Origin of the sequence: Neobacillus drentensis (assembly GCF_036965425.1) — a bacterium.
Lineage (GTDB): Bacteria > Bacillota > Bacilli > Bacillales > Cytobacillaceae > Neobacillus > Neobacillus drentensis_F.
Genome location: NZ_JBALPP010000022.1, coordinates 44,553 through 69,798 on the forward strand (window position 1 = coordinate 44,553; position 25,246 = coordinate 69,798).

Here is a 25,246-nt window from a genome sequence, read left to right on the forward strand (position 1 = left end):
CTTACCTTTTAAGATTCTTATATTATAACTGAAAAAGCGGATGAAAAAATCATCCGCTTTTAAAAAGGTTCAATGCTTCTTTGATAAGAACCGGTGCTAATGCTGCTATTTCTTCAACTGATTTGTCAGCATTAACTAAAAAATTCTCGACCTTTTTATTCGTTTCCTCAGATAATCCAGCCGAATCTTTTATTTTTTGAAAAACGGAATCCACTTCAGTCTTGAATCCGTTATGAAAAAACGAATTTAGAGGACCGTATCCCAAAATGGAAAATATAATTACTGCTATGCATAGCTTTCTCATGGATCTAAAACTTCCTTCCATTCATTTACTTTCCATTTTAGGATAGAACCTTAAGAGATATACAGGCCCAAATAAAAAACCCGACTCCTTATGGAATCGGGCATTGTCAGCTATTTCATTCTGCCTTTTAATACTTCAACTGCCTTTTGCAATTGAGTATCACTCGTTTTAATTTTTTCTCTTAGCAGGTCCATTAGCTTCAAGGTAGCATCACCTTTTAGCACCCCATTTTCTGGGAGTTTCTGTGCTTTTTGGAATGCGATAACAGCTGCTTTCGTTTTTTCGTCAAAAAAGCCATCCTCGCGCCCTGGATCGTATCCAATCGCTTTCAGCATTTTTTGCGCTGTTTGAACCTCAGTTGAAGAAGTAGAAAGCGCTAGTTCTTTATCAGGATTAATAATTGGCAATGTTGCATATTCAGGTAAGGCTACTTCGTAATCTGGTTTAATTCCTTTTTTATGAATCCAATTACCGTTTGGTGTCAGCCATTTTGCGATGGTGAATTTTAAGTTGGAACCATCCGCAAAATCGGAAGCAGTTTGAACTGTTCCTTTACCAAATGACTTTTCCCCAACTAACGGAACACCGGCAGATTCCTTAACGGCTGCGGAAAGTATTTCAGAAGCACTTGCGCTTCCCTTGTCAATCAAGACAACTAACGGAAGGGTAGGATTACCCTTATTTTCAGAAGGAATTTCGGTAATTTTACCGTTACGGTCTTCTTCTTTAACGATAACTTTTCCTTTTGGGACGAACATACTGGAGATTGTTACAGCTTGATCCAATAATCCTCCAGGATTTTGCCTTAGGTCAAGTACAAGCCCCTTCATACCCTTCTTTTGTAAGTCATTCAGCGTTTTAACAAGCTCGTTAGATGTATTACTAGAGAAACTGGTAATTTGGACTTTGGCAATTTGGTCATCCACCATTTCGCCATAAACGGTTTCAATCGGTATCTCATCTCGAACAATTGGTACGCTCATTGGAGCAGTAGTGCCAGGTCTTTGAATAGACAATTCAACCTTCGTACCCTTTTTACCGCGAATCATTGTCACCGCTTGGGTTGAATTCATACCCTGAAGGCTCTTTCCATCCACAGATAGAATGATGTCATTTGGTTTTAAGCCCGCTTTTTCAGCAGGTGATCCTTTGATCGGTGAAACGATTGTTATATGGCCGTCTTTTTCTTGAATTTCTGCACCAACACCTTCGAATGACGAGGAAATGCTGCTATGAAAGCTCTTCGCTTCATCTTTACTCATATAATCTGAGTAAGGGTCATCAAGAGCTTCAACCATACCGTTGATGGCTCCATTGATCAGCTTATTTTGGCTCGTTCCTTTGTAGTACTTATTTTTCAATGTATCATAAGCTTCATATAGCTTATTAAATTCCTGCCTATCATTGGCAGCCGGCACAACCTTTTCTTTGCCAAACGAGAAGGCAACAGTTGTAATTCCAGCAGATAGAAAAACGATAAAAAACAAAAGCATTATAAAATGGAATTTCTTGAATCGGATATAGCTTGACCTATTATCCGTCATTTGCTCCTGTTCAACCTTTTCCAGGTCTTTTTTCTCTTCCTCCAAAGCCTTCACCACTTTCATTAACCATAAAAAATAAGAAATGTCCAAGTTAAAGCATTTTTAATTTTAACCCTTAGTGTTTAGAATAACATCTTTTTAATAAAATTAACAAAGAAAAAGTAAAGAAAATAGAGCAAATGCTTAAAAGCTTTAAAAAGCACCTGCCAAAAGGAAGGTGCCGTTAACATATTTCTTATCATTAAATCTTTACTCTTTTCAAACGAAGTGAATTCGTTACGACCGAGACTGAACTAAACGCCATAGCAGCACCTGCAACCCATGGCGCCAACATTCCCAATGCAGCGATTGGAATGCCCCCGGTGTTATATATTAAAGCCCAGAAGAGATTTTGGCGGATGTTTTTTATTGTCTTTTGGCTTAATGAAATCGCTTTTGGAATCAAGGTTAATTCTCCGCCTAATATGGTGATATCGGCCGCTTCAATGGCCACATCGGTCCCGGTTCCAATTGCGATCCCAATATCGGCAACGGCAAGGGCAGGCGCGTCATTTATTCCATCGCCAACCATCGCAACCTTTCTTCCTTTTTGCTGAAGTCTTTTCACGTGATTAGCTTTTTCCTCAGGTAAAACTTCCGCTATTACTTTTTGAATTCCTACTTGAGCTGCAATCGCTTTTGCTGTCCGTTCATTATCACCTGTCAGCATAAAGACCTCAATCCCAAGCTGATGTAACTGCTCGACTGCCGTTTTTGCTGTCTCTTTGACTGTATCTGCAACAGCTATGACCCCCATAATGGAGGAATTGATGGCAATAAACATTGCTGTTTTTCCTTCGTTCTCAAACCGGTGCAGGTCATGTTCCACCTCTAAATAGGGGATTCTTTTAAGATTCATAAGCTTGCGGGTACCGATATATATTTCCTCATAGCCTATTTTTGCTTCAATCCCATAACCTGGAATGGCCGCAAATTTTTTTACAGGAAGAGTACTTGTCCTATTCTCCATTCCAAATTTAACAATCGCCTCTGCAAGTGGATGCTCAGAAGACTTCTCGGCAGAGACAAGATATTGGAGGACTTTTTTTTCATCCCGGTAGGCGATAAAATCTGTAACGATTGGTTGTCCCTTTGTAATCGTTCCTGTTTTGTCCAGAACAATTGTGTCAATTTTATGGGCTGCTTCTAAATGTTCTCCGCCTTTGAAGAGAATACCCATTTCCGCTCCTTTACCAGTGCCAACCATGATGGAAGTCGGAGTTGCTAATCCTAGCGCACATGGACAGGCAATGACGAGGACAGCGATGGATGTTTCTAATGCAATTGGAATATTCCCGGGATTAATAAATAGATACCAAATAAAAAATGTAAGAAATGATATGGTAACCACAACAGGGACAAAGTACCCAGATATAATATCAGCAATCCGTTGTATTGGAGCCTTATTTCCTTGAGCCTCCTCAACGATTTTGATAATTCCTGCGAGCGCTGTATCCTTTCCTACTTTTACAGCGGTCACTGTAATTGTTCCATTTTTATTAATCGTCGAACCGATCACCGTATCACCTGGGGATTTTTCCACAGGGATAGATTCACCTGTAATCATTGACTCATCAACAGACGTTTTGCCTTGGATTACTTCTCCGTCTACCGGGATTTTTTCTCCAGGTTTCACTAATAAAAAATCTGACACCTTAACTTCATTTATCGGAATTTTAAACTCTTTCCCTTCACGAATAACGATGGCTTCCTTTGCTTGCAAGCTTAGCAGTTTGGAGATTGCAATCGTTGTTCTTCCCTTTGCCATAGCTTCAAATAATTTGCCAAGCAGAATTAAGGTGATAAGCACGGCACTAGTTTCAAAATAAAGATGAGGGGAGTATTGTTGATTTTCAAGCGTTTTTAAACCTTCAAAAAGACTATAAAAATAAGCAGCAGAGGTTCCCAGTGCCACTAAAACATCCATATTCGCGCCCTTATTTTTCAATGCTTTAAAAGCGGCAATATAAAATGGTCCTCCTATATAAAATTGGACTGGTGTTGCCAAGATTAATTGAAACCATGGATTCATCAAGAGGTGTGGCATTGGCAGGTTGAGTTCCACTGGTACATGATCAAGCATGGTATAGAGTAGTGGAAAAGAAAGAATAATAGAAAGAATTAATAATTGTTTCTTATGTTTTATTTCTTCTTCTTTTAACTGTCTTTTTTCCTCTCTTTGCATTTTCTCCTTGGCACCATAGCCAATTTTTTCAATTCTTGCGATAATGTCATCACTGGAAACCAGCTCAGTCTCATAAGAAATAGCGGCACTCTCCATGGCTAAATTAACATTTGCCTCAACACCGTCCATTTTATTCAAAACCTTTTCAATTCTCGTTGAACATGCCGCGCAGGTCATCCCTGATATATCTAACTTTAGCTGCTCTTTCACTTTGTTCACCTCAATTAATACAGTACCCTGGCATCCTATGATTTTCGATGATATTTGTCACTATCACTAGTTTTTTGCTTTATAATAAATTCTCCATAAAAACAAAAACCTCCTCCTTTTAAGGAAGAGGCGTATGAATATTATTCTTTAATAGCTGCTTCTAAAGCCACTTCAATCATATCGTTAAAGGTTAATTGTCTTTCTTCAGCAGTTGTTTCTTCACCTGTCAAAATATGGTCACTTACTGTCAAAACAGAAAGCGCCTTACGTCCAAATTTAGCTGCTAATGTATATAGTGCAGTTGTCTCCATTTCAATCGCTAAAATCTGATATTTCGCCCATTTTTCCAGTTCAGCATTATCGTTGTAGAAGGAGTCAGCGGTAAAAATATTCCCCACTTTTAAATTTAGCCCTTTCTCTAAACCAGTATCATAGGCCTTTTTCAATAAATCAAAGCTTGCACACGGTGCGAAATCAACATGGCCAAAGGTAAGACGGTTCATATTGGAATCAGTTGAACTTGTCATAGCAAGAATGACATCGCGGACCTTAACATCCTTTTGAATGGCTCCACAGGTTCCAACTCGTATTAAATTTTGAACATTATAGCTTTGCATCAATTCATTTACATAAATGGATATGGAAGGAACCCCCATTCCAGTTCCTTGAACAGAAATTCTCTTTCCTTTATATGTACCAGTATAGCCAAACATATTTCTAACTTCGTTATAGCATTTTGCATCTTCTAAAAACGTTTCTGCAATATATTTTGCACGAAGCGGATCTCCAGGAAGCAAAACCGTTTCCGCAATTTCGTTTTCTTTCGCACCAATATGTACGCTCATTTCAAAATCCTCCTAACAATAAATAGTACAGTTATTATTCTGCACCATAGACACTATAACATAAACAATTTTCACTAGAAAAGGTAAATCAGAAACGGACATGAAATTTTAATTTTGTGGGATGCTATTTCTAGAATTAAAAGGAGGTTGAGTTTTTTGGGAAAAAAACATCGAAGCCGCGTAAATGGACAAAAGAAAAATAATCATATCCCTGCAGAAGCAATCGTAGCTGAACACGAGGCACATGCGAAGGAACACAATGCTACTGGCGGCCGGAAAAGCTAAGAAAAAAACCTAAGGATATTTTCCTTAGGTTTTTTTCATTATTTATGGCCATTTTCGCAAGGATTGTTGTCTCTCGTATAAGTTATCACCCCGTATAACTAGAACCATCGTGGCATCTTTTCGTAAAAGCCATTTGCGAAAATTGCCTAGAAACCTTGTAAATGACCCTTAATAAGTTGCAAAGCAACAATGTTTACGGAAGGAGCCTTATTTAGAGCAGCATAATTCGATTAATCGGAAACCAGCCGCCAGGCTTTAATTGATAGTAGTGCTGGCCGCCGCGGCCTTCATCAATTAAAACGATATCCCCAGTCGTAAGAAATCTCCCACTATAATCAGCAGGGATTCTGTCCGTCACATTAAAGCAGCTGAAGGTCTCCTGCAGACAATGATCTCTGCTATTCGCTATAATTGTCGTTCGATATACCTCTTTATGCCCTTTATTTTCCCTGTACTTTGGAGTTTGAAAGATCGTCACATCATATTGAATACTTGCTCTTCTAGTTAATACTTTGATCATCATTTACCTCCAATTATTAGAATTAATTTTATATTCTAATAATTAGCGATAACCCATGTCGAATCCTTCTAAGAAATTCCGCTTTTTTTGTCGAAAATCACTTTTTTTACTTATTTGCCGCTGATTCATGTGAAATAATAGCGAAATGACAAAGAATGCTTAGGAATAACGGCTGATAACCGTTTGAATTTTTTGTGTTAAATATGGAATATCTGCATTTGTAACCGTTAAACGCACATTCGTTTCATCTGTTCCCATTGCTTCAGAGAATAAGCCTGACAAACCTCTAGCACGGCGATCGACTTGGAGCATTATATCCAGTGTCCCGTTACCTGCTGGAAAGAAAACGACTTCAAGTTCATCTAAACGGCCGCGAAATGGTCCGGAAGTAGGAACAAATTCAAATTCTTGAACAAAAGGAAGGCGTCCTCGCAATCTTCTTGGTGCCTCCTCACAATCAGCTTCCCTAATTCTAAAGCCCAAATTATCAACGCAATTAAATACAGCAGACATCAACGGATTCGGGACCACCTTTAAATGATCTTGATCACTTGGATCGACACCACCTTTAATATCAAGGCCAGTCGATACCCAAACCTTGGATCTGCCGATAGTTAATGGAGTATCATAGGGCAATTGGAAAGTAAACGGAATTTCTTTTCGCTCATTTGACCTAATGGTAAAGGGTGATGTTAAGCGGAAACGGTCGATCGTTGCTGTGACCGTATACTTCCGGTCATCAGATTCTCTTAGGTAGGTTGTGTTTAATGCTAAATAAATTTCATCAACCTGCTGTTCCACTTTGCCGCCTCTAATTTCTACAACTCCCTTAACGGGCTCTCCCGGCATATACGTATCCTTTTCTAACTTTGTGTCTACTGCTGCTGAACCAATCCCTACACTGGCAAATACTTTGTTAAAGAACGACATTTTTTTCTCTCCCTTGATTAAGTATAAATTGTTGAATATCAGCTTTTATTTGAGCGCAATTGTCATAAGCATTATCGATTTGCAGAAGACTGCGAATGATACGTTTTGCTTGATCAGATATATCCAATTCTTCTTCCCAGCTTTTTTCCGGTGTATTTTCTTGAACGGTAAAATTGGAATACAGCAAAAATAAAAGAAAATGGCCCAATCCATAGAAATCCGCCTGTTGGTTTACTTCTTTTCGCAAATCCAGTTTGCGTCGTTTCTCCTTGTATTTAGAATTCAAAGGTCTAGCAAGTCCTAAATCAATCAGCCTAATCTTTGATCCGGCTAGGATGACATTAGGAATACGGATATCACGATGGATAAGTTTACGACAATGAAGATATTCAATATGTTCTAATAATTCGAAAGCAATCCTAAAAGCTTCTCTTTCAGGTATGACCATATTTTCAGCAAAAATTAATTGTTCAAAATTCTTTCCATCAATAAATTCCATCGTATAATAAGGGATTTTCTTAAATGTCCCATCCTCAAAATACATTGGAAATCCTGGATTATGAATCGAATTTAATAATATTTTTTCTAACTCAAAGCCTTGTCTTCCAGCCTTGGTTATTCTTTTGTGAAGGCGAAGTGCTTTGAGAACCTTATTCGTTTGAGTAACTAAATCTACTACTAGATAGATGTGCCCATAGCTGCCCATGCCGAGATGACTGATCACCTGATAGCGGCCAGCCAGAATTTTTTCTTTAGAAAACGGCCTTTCGAAAAGATTGGAAAATAATAAAATGATTTTTTTCACCATTTATTTAACTGCTAAAGAAACTAGACATAAAACTGCCGCTTTTATGCTTCTTTTTATAATGATGGTGCCCTAGATGGTTGTGATTATAATGGTTCATTTTCTTCCAGGCATCGCTTGATGAGCTGTATTTATGATTCCCATGGCTCAGCTTGCTTTTAATAATTGATTTAAGGATTTTTTTGAACATCCGAATCCCTCCTCATCTTCGTAACAATATATACGAACAAGAAAAATAATGGTTTCGCTATTTTTAAAAAAAATAATTCATTTCATCGAATCAAACAAAAAGCGAGCACAGAATGCTCGTCTTTCGTCTCCATCTATGTTAAGAAGAGGCTTTTCCCTTCTTTCATTCATTGTTTATTATTCATCTTCCACTTCTTCATCGATGATACTTTTCTCAATTAAATATTCAAAGGTAATGTCAGCGAGTTCTTCCAATTCTTCTTCGCTAGGAACGTATCCCCTTTTTACAAGCTCATGAAAGAAAAATTCGGCAATTTCTTCTGTATCAATAAATACTTCAATTTCTCTCATAGCATCGCCCCCTTTTTACAGAATGTATGATGTACATGGCCTTTTCATGCTATTTCAATTTATTAAAAAAAGAAACATGTCTTTTTTTAATCGGACAAGCATATGTTTGAAGTAAAGAATCCTACTTGAGGTGATATCATGTTAAATTTACAAACAAAGTTTGAGGCATTAATGGAAGATGTTAACAAAGAAGATGGGCAAACTGTACAAATGATGGAAAACTTACTTGGTGCGATGTTTTTTTTGATTAAGTGGACCGGAATTCCTTTTGTTTTGTATTTACTGTTTGCGGTAACACGGTTATAGGCTACACATGGCTTTTGCCATCGTTGCTTACAAGGCTCTCTAACTTTCTGAGAATAACTCGCATGACTTGATAGTATTCTTGATCATGAAATAATTCATATAGTATTCGATAATCGTTGAATATATCTAACAAATTATCAATTAGTTCCTTCTTTTCCTTTTTACGCTCGATTTCTTCAAATTCCGATTTCCTTACCATGTTTTGCAAATTAGGATTTTTTGTTGGTTTTTCTTGCTTATTTACTAAGTATAAGAGGCCTAGTTTTTGAATAAATGTGTCTGCACTCTCCGCATCCGCCACAAGCGTCAGTTCCTCTTCTCCTGCTTCAAGCCACTCCCCATCACTTACTCTGGATAGTTCATAGATAACATCTTCCCATGCATCATCCTTATAGCGCCATATTTCGGTGCGGAAGCCAACTACTTTAAATAAATCTGCTCCATAACCGGCTACTTGAACCAAATCACCTATAAAAAATTTATATTCTATATCAATTTGCTCCTGTTCCATTATCGTGCCGTCATATTCGGAGAGTAATTGCAAGGCTTCCTCAATGAACAGCCCATCACTCTTATTCACTTCATACACATACTTTCCGTCGAGCCATTTTACATCTGTAACTCTGCCAACAGTACCATATATTGTAATCACGACCGTATCACCGATCTTGTACTTCGGTTTTTTTCGTTTTGCCATGTCCTCCCATCCTCTCAAATGATTAGTCGTGAATTTTGATTACAATAGTATATGCGCAGCTATTTATAAAAGCGCATGACAATTATAAAATGAAAAAATCGCCTCAAAAAGGAGACGATTTCTTTTTAAGCTTTATTTTCAGATATGATATACAACTGCCAGGCTTCATCAAATATAGACATCGATTCCAAATAATGACCATTCATTTCGAGATACGAGCTTAATTCGTGGTAATCAGATGAATTTTTTGGAAAACTATGATCTAAATAAGCATGATTCGCAAATAGGCTCAATGCGTCCTTAGGGGAAGGATGCCGATATTTCATTAAGAAATGATAAAATGATTTGCTCATGATAACGCCTTTCTAATCCGTTTTATTTATAATCCATACTATAACGGATATAGTTGGCAGCGTAAAGTTTCACATAACAAAAGCAGCCTGATATTTAGTTGCTTACTTTTAGGAAGAGAAATCAAAGTAATTTTTCTTTAATAGCCTCGGGATTGCCATTAATTCTTCAAAGGTAATCACTTTTCCAACCTTACGGCAATCAATTAAATATAATTGGTTCTCAATTTCTTTTACTATCGGCTCACTCTGATAGACCATCGAACAATCCGGACAAGAGAGAGTCGGCGTCTCAGAGATTTCAATTGCACGTGTTCCATCAGGGATTTCCCAATACACCGAACCTGTCAATCTTTTCACATTTGGGCTGCTGCACCACTCACACACCATTTGCCCTAAACCCCCTCTGTCGTACTGCTGGAATTAGGTGTTTCATGACTTTCCTTTTCTTTTTGGGTTTGTGCTTTATATTTCTTATCCTTCAATTCATCCCGTTTGCTTCGTTTATCTTTAAGCGATGTATGAGCAGGGTCTTGATTGTAATCCTTACGGCGGTTCAGTCTTGATAATCCTTCCGGAACGAGATTAAAGTGCTGGTCATTCATAATCCCCGCTATCCCGGCAAGGGAGCGTTTTTCTTCCATGTCAGGATAGACCTCTTTAAAGTAGTTCTCCGCCCTTCCAGGGACATAGTTTTCCGGTTCTGGATACGAAGTAATAACACCCTCAAAGTTCCGTAGGACAACCTTTTCCGCACTTTGCGAAATTAAATAATTAGGCTGAAGGGCAATTTTTCCGCCTCCTCCCGGTGCATCAACGACAAATGTAGGCACTGCATAGCCGCTTGTATGTCCTCTTAATCCCTCAATGATTTCAAGGCCTTTTGAAACAGGTGCACGAAAATGGCCGATGCCTTCTGAAAGATCACATTGATAAATATAGTATGGCCGTACACGGATTTTCACAAGATCATGCATCAGTCTTTTCATAATTGGAACGCTGTCATTAATACCTGCTAGAATAACAGACTGATTGCCAACTGGAACGCCGCAATTGGCGAGCATTTCACAGGCACGTTTCGATTCCTCCGTGATTTCGATCGACGTATTAAAATGGGTATTCAGCCAAACCGGATGATATTTTTTTAAAATATTACAGAGATTTTCCGTAATCCTCTGCGGGAATACAACCGGAGCCCTCGTCCCTATCCGAATAATTTCTACATGATCAATTTCTCTTAGGTTCTTAAGAATATATTCCAAAATATTATCATTAATAAGGAGGCCATCCCCTCCGGAAATCAATACATCCCTTACCTGCGGGGTTTGCCGGATATATCCAATCGCAGCATCCAGCTGCTTCTTTGGAACACCCATGCCAATTTGCCCCGAGAAGCGCCGTCTTGTACAATAGCGGCAATACATGGAACATTGATTGGTTACAAGAAAGAGCACCCGGTCTGGATAACGATGGGTTAACCCAGGAACGGGAGAATCTTCATCTTCGTATAATGGATCTTCGAGGTCATACTTGGTTTTATAAATTTCTTTTGAAATGGGTACAGACTGCATTCTAATCGGACAGCGTGGGTCATCTTGATTCATCAAGGAAGCATAATAGGGTGTAATATTTAAGGGGATTGTTTTCGTCGAAATTCTTACTCCCTCTTCTTCATCCGGCGTCAGATTGATAACTTTTTTTAAGTCATCTAACGTTCGAATCGTATTTGTCAGCTGCCACAGCCAATCGTTCCATTGTTCTTCGGTAACATCCTTCCAAAGCTCAATATCTTTCCAATGCCTTTTTGGCTTATATAAAAATTGTTTCATCACAATTCCTCCATTCGTGACCTTTACTTATTAATATGCAAGAAACGTGCCAATGCTTAAATGCTGGAGCGCCCGTTTGGAGGAACAAAAAGGCGCCGAAAATTCGGCGCCTTAGTCTAGTATTTTTTTAATTTTATATTGTAACGTTTGTCTTGGAATCTCTAATAGCTTGGAAGCTTGATTGATATTTCCAGCGCTTAACTCTAATGCATTTTTAATTAATCGTTTCTCTAACTTTTCAATATTTTTCCTAAGTGAAAGCTCTCCAGTTGAATCCATACAACTTTGCTGCGATGCTGAAAGATGCTTCAACATTATCGGCAAATCCTCGACCCTCAGGTATTCCGCGTCAGAGATATTCATCATGTATTCAATCGTATGCTTTAACTCGCGTACATTCCCTGGCCATTGATACTCCATGAAAAAGGATTCACACGAATTTTTAATACCCTTTATGTTTTTTGTCAATTTAACGTTGTAATCCTTAATAAAGTGTTCTGTTAAAAACAAAATATCTTCTTTTCGATCCCTTAATGGCAGCAGGGAAAAGGTGAACACATTTAATCGGTAATAGAGGTCAGACCTAAGCTTCTGGTCTTGAAGTGCTTCATTTGGATGTACATTCATCGCGGCAATGACACGAACATCCACAAGCATGTTTTCAGAGCTCCCGACCCTTCTAACCATTCCATCCTCTAACACTCTAAGCAGCTTCGCCTGCAGTTCAATCGGCATAGTATGTAACTCGTCTAGAAAAAGAGTGCCCCCATCTGCCAGCTCAAATAAGCCTTTACGGTCAACTGCCCCAGTATAGCTTCCCTTAGCTGTACCAAAAAGAATGCTTTCAAGCAGGGTTTCAGGGATTGCTGCACAATTTTGCGCTATAAATGGACCTTCTGAGCGCAGTGATTCATGGTGGAGGCCCTGTACAAAGAGTTCTTTTCCAGTGCCGCTTTCCCCGTAAACAAGAATGGGAGAATCCGATTTTGCTAATCTTTTCGCATCCTCCTTCAAGCTGTTGAAGCTGGGATTTACCGTCATTAAATCCCTAAGGGTATACTTGACCTGCTTTGCAGATTTTTTCCTGCTGCTTCTATTTAACCCTTTTTGCAGGTCTAGTAATCTTTCTGCAAACAGCTTCATTCGTGAATAATCTTTAGCGATTTCAACGGCACCGATGATTTCTTCGCCTAAAAAGATTGGCAGTGTTGTATTCATGGTATCAATTCTTGTGCCATGCAAATTCATATAGACCTGGGTTTGATTGTAAATTGGCTTTCCTGTTTTTATGACCTTTAACAAGGTACTAGATTCTTCTGAAAGGGAAGGAAAGGAGTCAAATAAATGCTTCCCCAATACTTCCTTTACTGTCATCCCGTCATGTCTTGCTGCCACTTCGTTATAATATATCGTTTTTCCTTCTGTATTGACCACATGGATTCCTTCATCAATACTTTTTAGAATGGCACTTAGAACTTCTTGCGTTAAAGCGATTAATTGGGCCATTTATTTCACCTGCCTTTCTGGTAAGATAAGGTGCCGAAAAATGGTCATACTTGAGCCAAAAATTTAGCAGTTTGCCAGATTCTTTACCCACATATTCATATTTTCTAATTTGTCATAGATATAGCAATTATTCATTAACCTTCCCCTATAGGAATACCCAAGCTGGTATAAAACAGCATTCATGCCAAAGGATAATGATCTAGCTATCGAATAGGCACAAAAGATTCCTTTTCTTTTCAATTCAGCCTCAATCTCTTTAAGAATTAGCTTCATTAATCCATACTTCCGGTGTTCTGTCAGGGTCGCACAATCTGTTAATTCCGCATTTTTATAAAACCCATTGATTTCAGCAGAGGCAGCGCTGACTATTTTACCCTGGTAAAGAAATGCATAATAAATCGTTCCGTCCTTCATGGTCTTTTTAATATATTCCGGATCATTCATCGGAGTGGGATAGATTTGAAACACTTGGCCATACAGCGCGGCTAGCTCTACCGCATATCTTTCGTCTGCCTTTTTCAATTCATATTCTTTAGGAGGAAACGCTTTTTCGACCGATATATCTAATTGATAAATACTGTGGACCATCCCGTCTTCTGTAATCCAATGATCGTTTTTCTTCCTTTCTGGTGTAAAAAACTTTGAAAAAAAATGAGCATCGGAACCAAGAAAATAACGATCGACGACCGCTTCAGGCTGGAGTGCATGTTCGAGTAATTTCAGTGAATCTTCTGTACGCCCCTTAAATATTAGCTTTTCCGCTTGGTGCTTTTTAATAAGCTCCTCTGTTTTTTCTAATATCAAGTTCAAATTCCCCCGATAATCATCCACACGAATTCGTTTATTAAAGGGGTCCAAATAGACCTCCAGGAAAAAGTGACTGTCCTCCAAATAAATCGTTTCTGATGTTTGATTCATTCGATCCCCTCCTTAAACACCATGAAGCTATTTGAAAAAAAGTCTGGCCTAGAATTAAGCCAGACATCGTGATGTTATTCCATCTTAAAGCTAATTAATTTTAATTCGGACATTTCCTCGACGGCGTATTTGATTCCTTCTCGTCCCATGCCGCTTAACTTCACCCCGCCGTATGGCATTTGATCAACGCGGAACGTAGGAATATCATTAATCATTACGCCGCCAACTTCTAATCTTTTCGCAGCCTGAAGTCCATAATGGATGTTATCCGTAAAAATCCCTGCCTGCAGGCCATATTTTGAGTCATTGACCATCTCAATGGCCTCATTCATTGTTTTAAACCGATTGATATGGACGACCGGAGCAAAAATTTCTTCACAAGAAACCTTTTCACTGGTGTCTACATCGACCAAAACGGTTGGCTGATAAATTCCATCCGTAATGCTGCCGCCAATTTTTATCCCTGCACCGCTTGCGACTGCTTCTTCTACCCACTCTTTTGTACGCTGAACATCTCCCCTCGAAATCAATGCAGAGATATCTGTATCTTCATCCAAGGGATTTCCGATTTTTAGTTTTTTCACTTCTTCTATGAACTGCTCCGTAAATGCTTCCAATAGATTTTCATGAACAAAAATTCGCTGAATGCTAATACATACCTGCCCCTGGTAGGAAAACGCACCTGTGACAATCCTTGGGATAATCTTTTCAAGGTTGACCCCTTCGTCGACAATTACGGCAGAGTTTGAACCTAATTCCAGGGTTACTCGCTTTAAGCCGGAGTTTTCCCTGATATATCTGCCAACCTCAGGGCTTCCCGTAAAGGTGATCATCTTAATTCTGTCGTCTTTCATTAATATATCGCCGACACTGCGTCCGCTTCCGGTTACCACGTTTAAGGCACCGTGCGGCAAACCTGCCCGGTGAAAAAATTCAGCAATCTTATAAGCCGATAACGGGGTTTGGCTCGCCGGTTTTAACACCACAGGATTTCCTGCGGCAATCGCTGGTCCTACTTTATGAGCAACGAGATTCATAGGGAAATTGAATGGCGTAATCGCTGCGATGACACCAATGGGCTCTCTAACTGTAAAAGCTAGCCTTCCTTCCCCGCCTGGGGCTGCATCCATCGGAACAGTTTCTCCATGGATTCTTCTTGCTTCATGGGAAGCAAAGGTATAGGTCATGATTGTCCGGTCCACCTCGGCCCGAGCAGCTTTAATCGGTTTTGCTGCTTCTTGAGAAATGATCTTAGCACATTCTTCTCTTTCTTCCTTTAGAAAACCTGCTACTTTTTCTAAAATTTCCGCCCTGACATATGCCGGCAGCGCTGCTAATTTTGCGGAAGCCTGATATGCAGACGCGATTGCATCCAGGACATCGTCCTTTCCGGCAACTGCAATATCCGCAATATGCTTAAGATTAAAAGGGTTCTTTAATTCCGTATAGGTTGCTGCAGGACGGTATTCTCCGCCAATCCATAGTGATTGTTTCAAAATATTATCCTCCATTCCCTTGCTTTACCACTATTATAGAAATCTATTTGAAAGAAAGTGGTTTAAATTGACTTATTTTTTTGACAACAAAGTTGAATGGCTTTCTCTAACACTTCCATTCCCTCATTCAGCTGTTCATCTGTTATCACAAGTGGAGTTAATAAGCGAATGACATTGCCATATAATCCCGCTGTCATGATAATAAGTCCATTTTGATGGGCGGTTTTAATGATTTCCTGAACAAGGTCTTTATTAGGTGATTTGGATTCGGAATCCGTTACAAATTCGATGGCACACATTGCGCCGAGATGACGAACTTCACCAATTTGCGGATAATGGGTTTTGATTTTTTCAAAACGGTTTTGGAAGGCTTTGCCGATGTTTTCGGCCCGGCTTAACAAACCTCCTTCCTCGATGGTTTTCACCACTTCAAGTCCGGCAACGCAGCCAAGCGGGCTGCCGCCATATGTTCCGCCAATTTCTCCTGTGTTAGGAGAATCCATAATTTCAGCGCGGCCGGTGACAGCACTAATCGGCAATCCTGCCGCGATTGATTTAGACATCGTTAAAAGATCCGGTACAACATCAAAATGCTCGATGGCAAACATTTTTCCAGTTCGGCCAAATCCAGTTTGAATCTCATCAGCAATAAACAAAATCCCATGCTTTTCACATAGAGCTTTGACACCTTTCACAAAGCCTTTCGAAGGAAAGACAAATCCCCCTTCACCTTGTACCGGTTCCATAATCACCGCAGCTATTTCTTCTGGAGGAACTTCACTTTGGAAAAAGGTTTCAAATCGCTGGAGAAGTGCAGCATCTAACTGTTCCGGGGAGTCAAATTCTGAGCGATAATAATAAGGGTATGGCCACTTATAGGTCTCAGGCGCAAAAGGACCAAACTCATATTTATATGGCTTGACCTTGCTTGTTAAGGACATCGCCATATAGGTTCGTCCGTGAAAGCCTCTTTCAAATGAGATTATCGCTTTCCTTCCGGTATATTTTCGAGCTATTTTTACGGCATTTTCAACAGCCTCTGCCCCGCTGTTTAAAAAGAAGGTTTTCTTCTTATGATTTCCGGGAGTAATTCGGTTTAAGGTTTCAGCGAGCTCAATATAGGGTTCATACATCATAACGTGAAAGCATGGGTGAAGATAGGCATCAATCTGGCGGTGCAGTGCCTCAACGATCATTGGCGGGCAATGACCGACATTTAACGAGCCAATCGCACCGGCAAAATCAATAAAAGTGTTGCCATCAACATCCGTAATTAAAGCTCCTTCCCCTTTTACTGCAAAGGTTGGGATTGTATTAAAGGGTCCCTTTGGGACATTGTGTTCTTTCCTTGCTAGCAGTTCAATTGCTTTCGGACCTGGAATTCTTGTTTTCAATTGAATGGAACTCTTTTTTGTATCCTTTTTGTTACTCATCCACTTCACACCATTCCAATAAAGTAAAGGCAATAATCTCACTAGCAGCAAACAGATCCTCTAAATTAATATGTTCGTTGGCATCATGGGCTGTCTCCGTAATCCCCGGCCCGAAGACAACCACTGGAGTATTCCCTACATTAGAAAGGATTCCTCCATCTGTTCCCCATGGACTCGCCTCTATGGACGGCTGATTTCCTTTTACTTCTATGAAACTCTTTGTAAGCTCTTTTATCAAAGGATGCTCACTCTCAAGGCTTCCTGGCAGCCATCTGCCGCCAAACCACTCAATTTGCAATGGGTTCTCGCTGAACCATTCATCCTTCTCGTTTATTTCTTGCAAACAAGTTTCCATTTCTAATTGGGCAGCTTGAATCGTTTCTTCTGGAGACACTCCCATTCTTCCTTCGATGATCGCGGTGTCAGGGACGGAAGATGGCCACTCACCACTTTTGATTTTTCCAATATTGATCGGAATCGGAATCGGAATTTTTTCGAATAGAGGATCGGATATCCTGGCATTTCTATCTTTCTCTAATTGTTGTAATCTTTGAATAACGATCAGGGATTTTTCGATGGCGCTGACACCTTCATACCTGGTACCCCCATGTGCAGCCCTTCCCTTAACGGTAATTCTGAACCACATCGACCCTTGTTGTTTTGGGAAGATTTTCATATTTGTCGGTTCCGGAATGATTGCCCCGTCTGCTTGATATCCGCGTAATACGGCAGCAAGTGTACCGGCCCCGCCGCTTTCCTCCTCAATGACACTTTGAAAAATAACATCCCCCTTTAACTTTATTCCATTTGCAATTAATGATTCTATTGCCATAATAAGAGCAACATTCCCACCTTTCATATCGGTTGCTCCTCTTCCATAAAGCTTGCCGCACTCTATCGTTCCGCTAAAAGGATCCTGCTTCCAGTTGTTTACATTTCCTACCGGCACCACATCAATATGCCCATTTAGAATGATAGATTTGCCTCCGCCGGAACCTTTTAGCACGGCAACTAAATTAGGATTTCCATCGAAACTTTCCCGGTCACAACAATAGGCAGGATGTTTCTTCAGCTCGTCGCCGTCAATCTCCCAAATATCTAATGTTAAGCCAAGCTGACGGCATTTTTCGATAACTATTGCCTGGGTCCCGCTTTCATTTCCTCTTGTACTATCCTCTTGAACAAGGATTTGTAACAATCGTGCTCCCCTGGCGCGATTTTCCTTAAGCCACTGCTTAATACGGACTTTATTTTTTTCCATGTGACTCACTCCTTTTGCCCAGATTTTGCTAGTATGGTATTCTACGGATATTTTCACTTATGTTAAATTCACAACCGGTCTTAGTGACGACATTTTCTAAACTATATGGCGCAAATAATTCGGTCAGAAGCAGCCCTTCTTCCGTTACCTTGAAAACGGCCATTTCTGTAATAATCAGGTCAACACACTTGGATGAGGTCAAAGGCAGCGTACAGACTGGAACAATTTTGGGACTGCCATTTTTATCATTATGATTCATAACCACAATGACTTTTTTGGCTTTTTGAGCGAGTTCCATCGCCCCTCCCATTCCTGGAACCTTTTTTCCCGGTACAATCCAATTCGCTAAGTCGCCATTTTGGCTGACTTGAAGGGAACCTAAAATGGTAATATCAACTTTACCTCTGCGGATCATCCCAAAGGCAATGGCACTATCTGTGTAGGAACCTCCGCAAGTGAGGGTGACAGGAAATCCTCCGGCATTGCATAAATTTTCATCCTCTTCACCCTTATTTGGACTTGGTCCCATGCCGGTTATCCCGTTTTCAGCATGAAACATCACTTTTGTTTCTTCAGATAGATGGTTGGGGACAAGAGAGGGGATGCCGATTCCAAGATTCACGACCATTCCATTTTGAATTTCCTCAGATGCCCTTCTCGCCATTTGATTCCGAATATCTACTCCCATGCCCATTTCCAATTCACTCCCTTCGACGGAATGACATAATTGATGAAAACTCCCGGGGTAATAATTTCATCCGGGGCCAGGCTGCCCAATGGAACAATTTCTTCGACTTCCGCAATCGTAATGTCCCCTGCCATTGCGACAAGTGGATTAGTGTTACGGGCACTTTTGTCATAAATCAAATTCCCGTACTCATCTGCTTTTTTCGCAAACACGATTGAAACCTCTGCAGTTAAGGCTGTTTCTACAAGATAGTTTTTTCCATTTAGTGTAAATAGAGGTTTATTCTTTGCCACAATCTCATTATCCATGCCAATATCGGAAAGGATTGCCGGCAGTCCCACGCCTCCGGCACGGATTCTCTCGGCTAAGATTCCTTGCGGGGAAAACTCAACTACAAGCTTTCCCTCGTGCATTTGCTGGCCAGCATAGGGGTTTGAACCGATATGAGAGGCAATTACTTTTTTGGCTCGCTCCGCTTTGACCAACTTGCCGATTCCTATAGTCGGAAAACCTGTATCGTTCCCAATTAAGGTAAGGTTAGTAACTCCTTTTTCTAGTATTCCATCGATTAGGGTCGGCGGCGATCCCACCCCGCCAAAACCTCCAAACATCAACGTCATGCCGTCATGGAATAATTCCATAACATTCTCAAGCGCCGTAATTTTGCCGAATGGATTATCCATTTACGCTTCACCAGCCATTCCTAGATTTGCTTTGAAAATGCTTCAAATGTTTCTTTTAATAGTGCGGCAAGTTCCTCGATTTCCCTTTTTGAGATTGTTAATGGCGGGGACACGATGATGGCATCACCGTTTACACCGTCGATTCCCGCTCCTGCAGGATATATGAGCAGCCCTTTTTCTTTGGCAAGGGCTACAATTTTTTGTGTGACTTGTGCACTTCTTGGAAAAGGAGTTTTCGCGCTTTCATCTTCAACAAATTCTATTCCCAGCAGCAACCCTTTACCTCGAATGTCTCCAATAAATGAAAATTGGCCTTTTAATTTTTCGAGCTGATTTTTTAAATAAGTACTCTTACAATCTACCTCTTTTAAAATCTCGTTTTTTTCCAAATATTCCAGAACGGCTAAGGAAACGGCGCATGTTTGGGGGTTAGCACTTAAAGTATGACCGCTCATCACGGATTTTGACCCTGCCAATATTGGCTCCATTACCTTTTCACTGGCAACGGCTGCCGCTATTGGTGCGTAGCCCGCCCCCATTCCTTTCCCTAAAGCAACAATATCCGGCGTAACTCCCCATTGCTCACAGGCAAGCATCGTCCCAGTACGTCCAAACCCTGTCATCACCTCATCAGCGATAAAAAGAATATCATGGGCTTGACATATTTCTTTTATCTGTTTGAAATAATCCTTTGGCGGCGCGATGGCTCCGCCTGCTGCACCAATCACAGGTTCAGCAATGAAAGCAGCAATTTTGTCTGCTCCTAATCGTGAAATGGCAGTATCTAGTTCGCGGGCACATAAATAATTACAGGAAGGTGCCTCTAGGTTGTAAGGACAGCGGTAACAGTAGGGAGGGTGGATGACGGGAAATTCTTCTAAGAGGGGAACAAATCTTGCTCTTCTTCCTGTATGCCCCGACATCGAAAGGGCTCCAAGTGTGATTCCATGGTAACTGACCCAGCGGGATAATATTTTGGTTTTAGTTTGAATTCCTTTTTCCTGCCAATATTGGATGGCCATTTTCATAGCTGTCTCGGTCGCTTCCGAACCGCTGTTTACAAAAAAGCTCCAATTAAGCCCTTCTGGAGTTAGTTCAGCAATTTTTTCAGCCAGCTTTTCGGCCGCTTCACTGGTAAATTGCGAGCGATAGACAAAGGAAACCTTATTTGCCTGCTCATTCATCGCGTCAATAATTTCTCTTACTCCGTGGCCAATATTAGCTGTAACAGCACCAGACGAAGCATCCAAATATTTTTTCCCTTCTTTATCAAATAAATAGACCCCTTTGCCATAATCAATCATTGGGTATATTTCATCAAGCATTGGTTTAATTAAAAAAGAACGCTCCATGGGGCGGACACCACTTTCTTCTTAAAATAAGTCAGGCCTCATAGAAATTGTATGAAACATCTATTTGTTTCTTTCATCTTATTTAGAAATCGTTATTGGGAATAAAAAAACAGACACCATGAAGTCAGGATTCTGTACATATTTGTGAAGATAGTTCTCATTGTGGGTTTCATACGGACAAATTTCTTTGGAATTCATAAATTCTGTCCTCATGGAGGGTTCATACGGACAAATATCCACTTGAGGAAGGCAAAAATGTCCTCATGAAAAATCATGAGGACATAAACCAAATTAAAATATAAAATTTGTATCGAAAAATCATTTAACATAGGACAGTTTTAGTTTCATCCTATTTTTAACTGAACTAAATCTTCATCCTGTTCCGCTAACTGGCGGAAAAAATCTGTCTCCTCATTTTCGAATACAAAATCAAGCACTTGCTGCGCTTCAGAGGTACGGTTAAGTAACGCTAAATAACAAGCCTTGTTGTAATGAGCAAGTAAGTTTTCATCTTCCATTTCCAAAACCCGATTAATCATGTCTAAAGCTTTTTCATTTTTATCTAAATAACTCAACGTAACACTTAGCTGCAGTTTAATGGAGGAGTCAAAGGGATGAATTTCCATTCCTTTTTCAAGCAGTTCCTTAGCCTCAGCATATTTGCCTTGTTTATTTAACCATTGGCCTAAATGGGAATGGGCATGATTTTCAAATGGATTATCAGCAATTACCTGTTTCATTCTTTTTTCAGCCTCTGCTATGTCTCCTTGTTCACCAATTATATAGGCAGAAACTGCTTGAACGTGGGAATTTTCAGGATCCTGCTGTAAACATTTTTCAAACAATGGCAATGCCGCCTGATAGTCCTTGGAATCCAAATAAATCATGCCTAATTGATAGGCAATCTTATCATCCCATGCAGTGGATAAAGCTTTCTGCAACACCTTAATAGAGTCATCCATTAAATCAAAATCCTCATAAAACTTTGCAAATCGGCTTACAAGATTCAGATTGTCAGGAGCCAATTTAATAGCCGTTTCGTATAACTCGATTGCTGTACCAAATATTCTCATTTGTTTAAATCGATTCTTCAGCTTTCGGACAAACCGAGTAAATACATTCCCTTCATCCTCGTCCAACCAATCAGCTTCCCTGAAATGCTCCTCAACAGCTTCACCAGCTAACAGGAACATAGAAGCCTTTTCTTCGCTCTTTCCTTTGAATTGATGAAGGAAATCCTCAAGGGCCGCCCAACGATTAGAAGCTGCGGTAAATTGGATAAGCGTCTTAAATAAATCTTCATCCTCGTTATACTTATTTAAAAGATGCTTAAGTCGTAAAGAAGCCTTTTCCCACTTTTTCTGTTTAATTAACAGCTTGGCTTGGTGGTGAAGCAGTTCTGGCTGTTCAGGTTCATTTTCCACTGCTTCCTTTAGAATACTCTCTTCTGCTTTTATATTTCCAAGGGCTCCGTGTGTGTAGGCTAGCATGTCGAGTCTCCGCACCTCCGGGAATGAGCCTTGCAAATTTTCAAGCTTGTTTAATAAATTGTGCAATCCTTCCTCATCCATAATCGAGGTCAAGTATTCCACATTTACATTGATCGGAGCAATTTCCAAAAGACGAAGTAAATAGTCTGCCTCTTCTTCCCGCTTATCCTGGTATAATGCTATTTCCGCAAGCTTCAGATAGGCAAGGTCGACTTTTGCATCCAGCTCTAAACACTTCTTAAAGGCATCCTTTGCAAAATCAAGCTGATTCAGGTTAAAGTAAACCGCACCCAGACGGTAATAAGGAAAGGAATCTGCTCTAACTTTTAAAGCGGATTTATACGCATCAATCGCTTGAGCATATTGCTGTTTTTCTTCATATAAAGTCCCTTGAAAACATTTAAATTCAATACTATTAGGATGTTGGGATGATTTTTCAGAGAGGAATTCTATCGCCCGGTCGACGAAGGGTGTTTCTTCCACCAATCCCACATAGAGTTCTAATGCATCATACAGATTGGAGTGAATAAAGTCCATTCCGTCTTCAAAAAGCTTTAACCCATCCTTTAATAACGGAAGTTCCTCCTCCTCTTTTGCCCAGTCAGCAATTATCCTGCCACAGTTAATTAAAAATTCACTATCTTTTTCAAAACGTTCTGCATGCTTTTTTAAATATTGAACAGCTTCTTCTTTATGGTCATCACTTGCCATCGATTCTGCCATTCCCAAATAAGCAAATCGCTCATCAGGAAATAAACTTATACAAGTTTGATAAATATTGATTGCTTTTGACCATTCTTCTTGGTCCTTATATAATTCCCCTAGCCGGACATATACTTGAGAGGATTTTGCCGATTGTATTCCAGATAACAGTATTTCCTCCGCCTTTTCCAACTGATCAAATTCCAGCTCAAACAAGTCTGCGGCAGCAAGATAGGCATAAGGGGCTTCATTGTCTAATTTCAAAGACATTAGGTACCCTCTTAAGGCTTTCCGATGTTTTCCTAATTTCTGATCCAAGCGTGCTCTCTCGTACCAGGCATGGGCATCCTTTGGTTCGTCTTTGATGAGCGCATTATATAGCATCCGGGCATTTTCATTCTCGTTCTTTTCCATTAAGACTGCTGCATGGTTCAATCGGATAAATCGGTCGTCTGGAGCAAGCATCATACTAATCTTTGAAAATAACTCGGCTTGAACGATATCCTTTTGATATAGATAGGAAAGCGCTAGATAGCTCCAAGTATAATATTGATCAGGGTCAAGCTGCAGTGAGTTCCTGAAGTAACGGGAGGCTTCTTCATGTTGGTCAAAATAGAGTGAAATTCTGCCCTTTAAAAAATGATATAAGGTACTAAATGTTTTCCGGGTCGTTTTGGTAAGCTGACGCTCGGAAAGTTCCATTTTTGACAATCTTAAATAAGCCTGTGAAACATGGAGATTAAAGAAATCACTCTCTGGATATTCAAGTAAAATCCTTTCTGCACACGCAATGATAAAATCCTCATATTCATCAAAGGAAAAATGCTTTACGACATATATAGGGGTGTACGGAATTTCAATGTTTTCTTGCAAAAATTGAAAAAATAAGCCTTTATATTTATTTTCATCCTCCTCCATTTTCTCACCGAAATCATGAAGTGTCCGAAAATAGGAGTCCTCTTCAAGGGAAAGAAAGGCTATCTCCTCAGCTCTTTCATTAGGCACCGCAACAATTGACATATAACTGGTTGCGCGATTGGCTTTTTGAAGCTCTTCGCTCGAAACATACAGCCCTTCCAGCATGTTTGGGTCCTGTATATGATAAAAGTCAAAGCGGCTGTCATAGCCCGTCATTACTTGTACATGGGATGAATGCTCAAAATCAACACTCAAAAGGATAGGAATGCCCTGTTTTAATAACTGTACATACCGCTCCTTGTTACCAATAAAGTATCGGCAGGAAAACCCAAGCTCTTCAAGATAGGCAACTGTGGTCGACAATCTGGAGCCCGTAAAATCAAAAATACGGGTGGCAATTTCATCCTGCGTGATTTTCATCCCGTAAGAATTCAGGATCATTTCTAAACTGGCCGGGACGCAATAATTGCTCTTTTGAACGATGGGCCTTATCATTAGCTTGATTAACTCTCCATCTTCTATTTTTCGTTCAAATAAGGTAGATTTTAAGCGTTCCTCTTGTACGAAGGCTTCCAGACGAGTGAAATCCTCTAGTTGATAGTATGCATTCCCAGTCAAATGACGGAAATAGTTTTGATAGACATTTAATGGGATGCAATCGTTCAATTGCTTGATTACTTCCAGCATTTCCATTTGCTTTCCAAGATCTCGATAGCGTTTTACTTTTTCCAGCAGGAAGGCAGGCGTTTCTAGGTACAGCTTTTCCCCTTCCTCTATCAGTTTTAATGCTTCCATGGGGCGGCCATTGGCAGCATATAAATCGGATAATAGTAAGTAACAGTAACGGCCTCGCTCCGGATCCTTTAAGCCCAATTGCAGATATTTCTCTGCCTTGTTTCGATTCCCCATTTGCAAATGAATATACCCAAGTTTATCTTCCATAGGCCTCGATGATTCTTTCAGCTTTTCAAGTAACGGCTCGATCTCCTTGAAGCGTTTCATTTCTATTAAACAACGAATCTTGGAAAAATACGCCCTTTCCAGGCTTTCACATTCGTGAATATCTTCCTTACTTTCAGTTATGACGTGTGTAATAATTTCTTCTGCCTCCAAGGGTCTCCCGCCATCCAATAATTCTTCACAATACCAGGACGCCGTTAACAGATTCTGAAAGCGCCGGTAAGCATACCGGACGATAAAGGAACTATAGTTGTACATTAAAAAATGGTCAGTAGTCTTAAGAATTATTTTAAAATCCTCTGCAGACTCTATTTTTTCAAGTTCCATTTTCAAATCAGTGTATCGGAAAGATTTCAAACGAGAAATTTCGCCATTCAATACCTCAAGGGCCTGATAGAATTGTTTTTGTTCATAAAGGGCTTTAAGTTGAGTAATAATCGTCATTTTACA

General features: G+C 40.0%; 24 protein-coding genes. 2 read left to right on the forward strand and 22 right to left on the reverse strand.

The features are described from left to right. Window positions 1-49: 49 nt before the first annotated feature. The 4 genes from V7161_RS06295 to deoD form a co-directional block, all read right to left on the reverse strand. A complete protein-coding gene (locus tag V7161_RS06295; protein WP_335443216.1) occupies window positions 50-304 on the reverse strand; it encodes a hypothetical protein in 255 nt (84 codons plus the stop codon). Between the two features lie 110 nt (window positions 305-414). Continuing rightward, a complete protein-coding gene (locus V7161_RS06300) occupies window positions 415-1,911 on the reverse strand; it encodes a S41 family peptidase (protein WP_420491585.1) in 1,497 nt (498 codons plus the stop codon). Between the two features lie 178 nt (window positions 1,912-2,089). Further along, entirely contained in the window at window positions 2,090-4,282 is a 2,193-nt protein-coding gene (locus tag V7161_RS06305) for a heavy metal translocating P-type ATPase (protein WP_335443219.1), read from the reverse strand. A gap of 140 nt (window positions 4,283-4,422) precedes the next feature. Next, window positions 4,423-5,127 carry a purine-nucleoside phosphorylase gene (gene deoD, locus V7161_RS06310; protein WP_223593211.1) on the reverse strand — a complete coding sequence of 235 codons (705 nt, stop codon included), beginning with the start codon at window positions 5,125-5,127 and terminating at the stop codon, window positions 4,423-4,425. 156 nt (window positions 5,128-5,283) lie between these two features. Between deoD and V7161_RS06315 the strand changes: the two genes are divergently transcribed. After that, window positions 5,284-5,412 carry a hypothetical protein gene (locus tag V7161_RS06315; RefSeq protein WP_335443222.1) on the forward strand — a complete coding sequence of 43 codons (129 nt, stop codon included), beginning with the start codon at window positions 5,284-5,286 and terminating at the stop codon, window positions 5,410-5,412. A 211-nt stretch (window positions 5,413-5,623) separates the two neighbouring features. Here the strand turns inward: V7161_RS06315 and V7161_RS06320 are convergent, their stop codons facing one another. The 5 genes from V7161_RS06320 to V7161_RS06340 all read right to left on the reverse strand — a co-directional run bounded on the left by V7161_RS06320 (window position 5,624) and on the right by V7161_RS06340 (window position 8,207). Continuing rightward, the gene (locus V7161_RS06320; RefSeq protein WP_223593213.1) at window positions 5,624-5,935 is read right to left on the reverse strand and encodes a hypothetical protein; all 312 of its coding nucleotides are present in this window, start codon (window positions 5,933-5,935) and stop codon (window positions 5,624-5,626) included. A gap of 156 nt (window positions 5,936-6,091) precedes the next feature. After that, window positions 6,092-6,862 carry a sporulation protein gene (locus V7161_RS06325; RefSeq protein ID WP_335443225.1) on the reverse strand — a complete coding sequence of 257 codons (771 nt, stop codon included), beginning with the start codon at window positions 6,860-6,862 and terminating at the stop codon, window positions 6,092-6,094. Then, a complete protein-coding gene (locus V7161_RS06330) occupies window positions 6,849-7,667 on the reverse strand; it encodes a serine/threonine protein kinase (RefSeq protein ID WP_335443228.1) in 819 nt (272 codons plus the stop codon). The genes V7161_RS06325 and V7161_RS06330 overlap by 14 nt, the downstream gene beginning before the upstream one ends. A 7-nt stretch (window positions 7,668-7,674) precedes the next feature. After that, a complete protein-coding gene (locus V7161_RS06335; protein WP_335443230.1) occupies window positions 7,675-7,857 on the reverse strand; it encodes a hypothetical protein in 183 nt (60 codons plus the stop codon). Window positions 7,858-8,033: 176 nt separating this feature from the next. After that, window positions 8,034-8,207: a YozD family protein gene (locus V7161_RS06340; RefSeq protein ID WP_066088900.1), complete on the reverse strand. Its 174-nt coding sequence runs from the start codon at window positions 8,205-8,207 to the stop codon at window positions 8,034-8,036. 138 nt (window positions 8,208-8,345) lie between these two features. On the opposite strand from V7161_RS06340, the gene V7161_RS06345 reads away from it, so the two are divergent. Continuing rightward, a complete protein-coding gene (locus V7161_RS06345) occupies window positions 8,346-8,513 on the forward strand; it encodes a hypothetical protein (protein ID WP_335443232.1) in 168 nt (55 codons plus the stop codon). 1 nt (window position 8,514) lies between these two features. Here V7161_RS06345 and V7161_RS06350 read toward each other — a convergent pair whose 3' ends face one another. The 13 genes from V7161_RS06350 to V7161_RS06410 form a co-directional block, all read right to left on the reverse strand. Continuing rightward, complete coding sequence (locus V7161_RS06350; RefSeq protein WP_335443234.1) at window positions 8,515-9,210, reverse strand: hypothetical protein; 696 nt, start codon at window positions 9,208-9,210, stop codon at window positions 8,515-8,517. Between the two features lie 125 nt (window positions 9,211-9,335). Further along, window positions 9,336-9,563, reverse strand: a complete 228-nt coding sequence (locus V7161_RS06355) for a YozE family protein (protein ID WP_335443236.1) — start codon at window positions 9,561-9,563, stop codon at window positions 9,336-9,338. Between the two features lie 108 nt (window positions 9,564-9,671). Then, the gene (locus V7161_RS06360; protein WP_223593220.1) at window positions 9,672-9,950 is read right to left on the reverse strand and encodes a YokU family protein; all 279 of its coding nucleotides are present in this window, start codon (window positions 9,948-9,950) and stop codon (window positions 9,672-9,674) included. 5 nt (window positions 9,951-9,955) lie between these two features. Beyond that, complete coding sequence (gene ablA / locus V7161_RS06365) at window positions 9,956-11,389, reverse strand: lysine 2,3-aminomutase (RefSeq protein ID WP_335443238.1); 1,434 nt, start codon at window positions 11,387-11,389, stop codon at window positions 9,956-9,958. Between the two features lie 111 nt (window positions 11,390-11,500). Then, entirely contained in the window at window positions 11,501-12,895 is a 1,395-nt protein-coding gene (locus V7161_RS06370) for a sigma-54 interaction domain-containing protein (RefSeq protein ID WP_335443240.1), read from the reverse strand. A gap of 63 nt (window positions 12,896-12,958) precedes the next feature. Further along, entirely contained in the window at window positions 12,959-13,813 is an 855-nt protein-coding gene (gene ablB / locus V7161_RS06375; protein ID WP_335443242.1) for a putative beta-lysine N-acetyltransferase, read from the reverse strand. A 74-nt stretch (window positions 13,814-13,887) separates the two neighbouring features. Further along, window positions 13,888-15,324, reverse strand: coding sequence for an aldehyde dehydrogenase family protein (locus V7161_RS06380; RefSeq protein WP_335443244.1), 1,437 nt, complete (start codon window positions 15,322-15,324; stop codon window positions 13,888-13,890). Between the two features lie 47 nt (window positions 15,325-15,371). Then, entirely contained in the window at window positions 15,372-16,742 is a 1,371-nt protein-coding gene (gene gabT, locus V7161_RS06385; protein WP_335443245.1) for a 4-aminobutyrate--2-oxoglutarate transaminase, read from the reverse strand. Continuing rightward, window positions 16,735-18,003 carry a peptidase gene (locus V7161_RS06390; RefSeq protein ID WP_335443246.1) on the reverse strand — a complete coding sequence of 423 codons (1,269 nt, stop codon included), beginning with the start codon at window positions 18,001-18,003 and terminating at the stop codon, window positions 16,735-16,737. Before V7161_RS06390 ends, gabT begins: the two co-directional genes overlap by 8 nt. A 28-nt stretch (window positions 18,004-18,031) precedes the next feature. After that, on the reverse strand, window positions 18,032-18,697 hold the full coding sequence (locus V7161_RS06395) for a 3-oxoacid CoA-transferase subunit B (protein ID WP_335443247.1): 666 nt from the start codon (window positions 18,695-18,697) through the stop codon (window positions 18,032-18,034). Next, window positions 18,682-19,374 (reverse strand): CoA transferase subunit A, encoded by a 693-nt coding sequence (locus V7161_RS06400; RefSeq protein WP_335443249.1) that lies wholly within the window; start codon window positions 19,372-19,374, stop codon window positions 18,682-18,684. Before V7161_RS06400 ends, V7161_RS06395 begins: the two co-directional genes overlap by 16 nt. Window positions 19,375-19,394: 20 nt before the next feature. Further along, on the reverse strand, window positions 19,395-20,726 hold the full coding sequence (locus tag V7161_RS06405; protein ID WP_335443251.1) for an aspartate aminotransferase family protein: 1,332 nt from the start codon (window positions 20,724-20,726) through the stop codon (window positions 19,395-19,397). Between the two features lie 344 nt (window positions 20,727-21,070). Continuing rightward, window positions 21,071-25,240 (reverse strand): tetratricopeptide repeat protein, encoded by a 4,170-nt coding sequence (locus V7161_RS06410; protein ID WP_335443253.1) that lies wholly within the window; start codon window positions 25,238-25,240, stop codon window positions 21,071-21,073. Window positions 25,241-25,246 lie beyond the last annotated feature (6 nt).

Coding starts and splice junctions, on each gene's coding strand:
- V7161_RS06295 (WP_335443216.1), bottom strand. CDS start 304: ATGAGAAAGCTATGCATAGCAGTAATTATATTTTCCATTTTGGGATAC.
- V7161_RS06300 (WP_420491585.1), bottom strand. CDS start 1,911: ATGAAAGTGGTGAAGGCTTTGGAGGAAGAGAAAAAAGACCTGGAAAAG.
- deoD (WP_223593211.1), bottom strand. CDS start 5,127: ATGAGCGTACATATTGGTGCGAAAGAAAACGAAATTGCGGAAACGGTT.
- V7161_RS06320 (WP_223593213.1), bottom strand. CDS start 5,935: ATGATGATCAAAGTATTAACTAGAAGAGCAAGTATTCAATATGATGTG.
- V7161_RS06325 (WP_335443225.1), bottom strand. CDS start 6,862: ATGTCGTTCTTTAACAAAGTATTTGCCAGTGTAGGGATTGGTTCAGCA.
- V7161_RS06335 (WP_335443230.1), bottom strand. CDS start 7,857: ATGTTCAAAAAAATCCTTAAATCAATTATTAAAAGCAAGCTGAGCCAT.
- V7161_RS06340 (WP_066088900.1), bottom strand. CDS start 8,207: ATGAGAGAAATTGAAGTATTTATTGATACAGAAGAAATTGCCGAATTT.
- V7161_RS06345 (WP_335443232.1), top strand. CDS start 8,346: ATGTTAAATTTACAAACAAAGTTTGAGGCATTAATGGAAGATGTTAAC.
- V7161_RS06350 (WP_335443234.1), bottom strand. CDS start 9,210: ATGGCAAAACGAAAAAAACCGAAGTACAAGATCGGTGATACGGTCGTG.
- V7161_RS06355 (WP_335443236.1), bottom strand. CDS start 9,563: ATGAGCAAATCATTTTATCATTTCTTAATGAAATATCGGCATCCTTCC.
- V7161_RS06360 (WP_223593220.1), bottom strand. CDS start 9,950: ATGGTGTGTGAGTGGTGCAGCAGCCCAAATGTGAAAAGATTGACAGGT.
- ablA (WP_335443238.1), bottom strand. CDS start 11,389: ATGAAACAATTTTTATATAAGCCAAAAAGGCATTGGAAAGATATTGAG.
- V7161_RS06370 (WP_335443240.1), bottom strand. CDS start 12,895: ATGGCCCAATTAATCGCTTTAACGCAAGAAGTTCTAAGTGCCATTCTA.
- ablB (WP_335443242.1), bottom strand. CDS start 13,813: ATGAATCAAACATCAGAAACGATTTATTTGGAGGACAGTCACTTTTTC.
- V7161_RS06380 (WP_335443244.1), bottom strand. CDS start 15,324: ATGGAGGATAATATTTTGAAACAATCACTATGGATTGGCGGAGAATAC.
- gabT (WP_335443245.1), bottom strand. CDS start 16,742: ATGAGTAACAAAAAGGATACAAAAAAGAGTTCCATTCAATTGAAAACA.
- V7161_RS06390 (WP_335443246.1), bottom strand. CDS start 18,003: ATGGAAAAAAATAAAGTCCGTATTAAGCAGTGGCTTAAGGAAAATCGC.
- V7161_RS06395 (WP_335443247.1), bottom strand. CDS start 18,697: ATGGGCATGGGAGTAGATATTCGGAATCAAATGGCGAGAAGGGCATCT.
- V7161_RS06400 (WP_335443249.1), bottom strand. CDS start 19,374: ATGGATAATCCATTCGGCAAAATTACGGCGCTTGAGAATGTTATGGAA.
- V7161_RS06405 (WP_335443251.1), bottom strand. CDS start 20,726: ATGGAGCGTTCTTTTTTAATTAAACCAATGCTTGATGAAATATACCCA.
- V7161_RS06410 (WP_335443253.1), bottom strand. CDS start 25,240: ATGACGATTATTACTCAACTTAAAGCCCTTTATGAACAAAAACAATTC.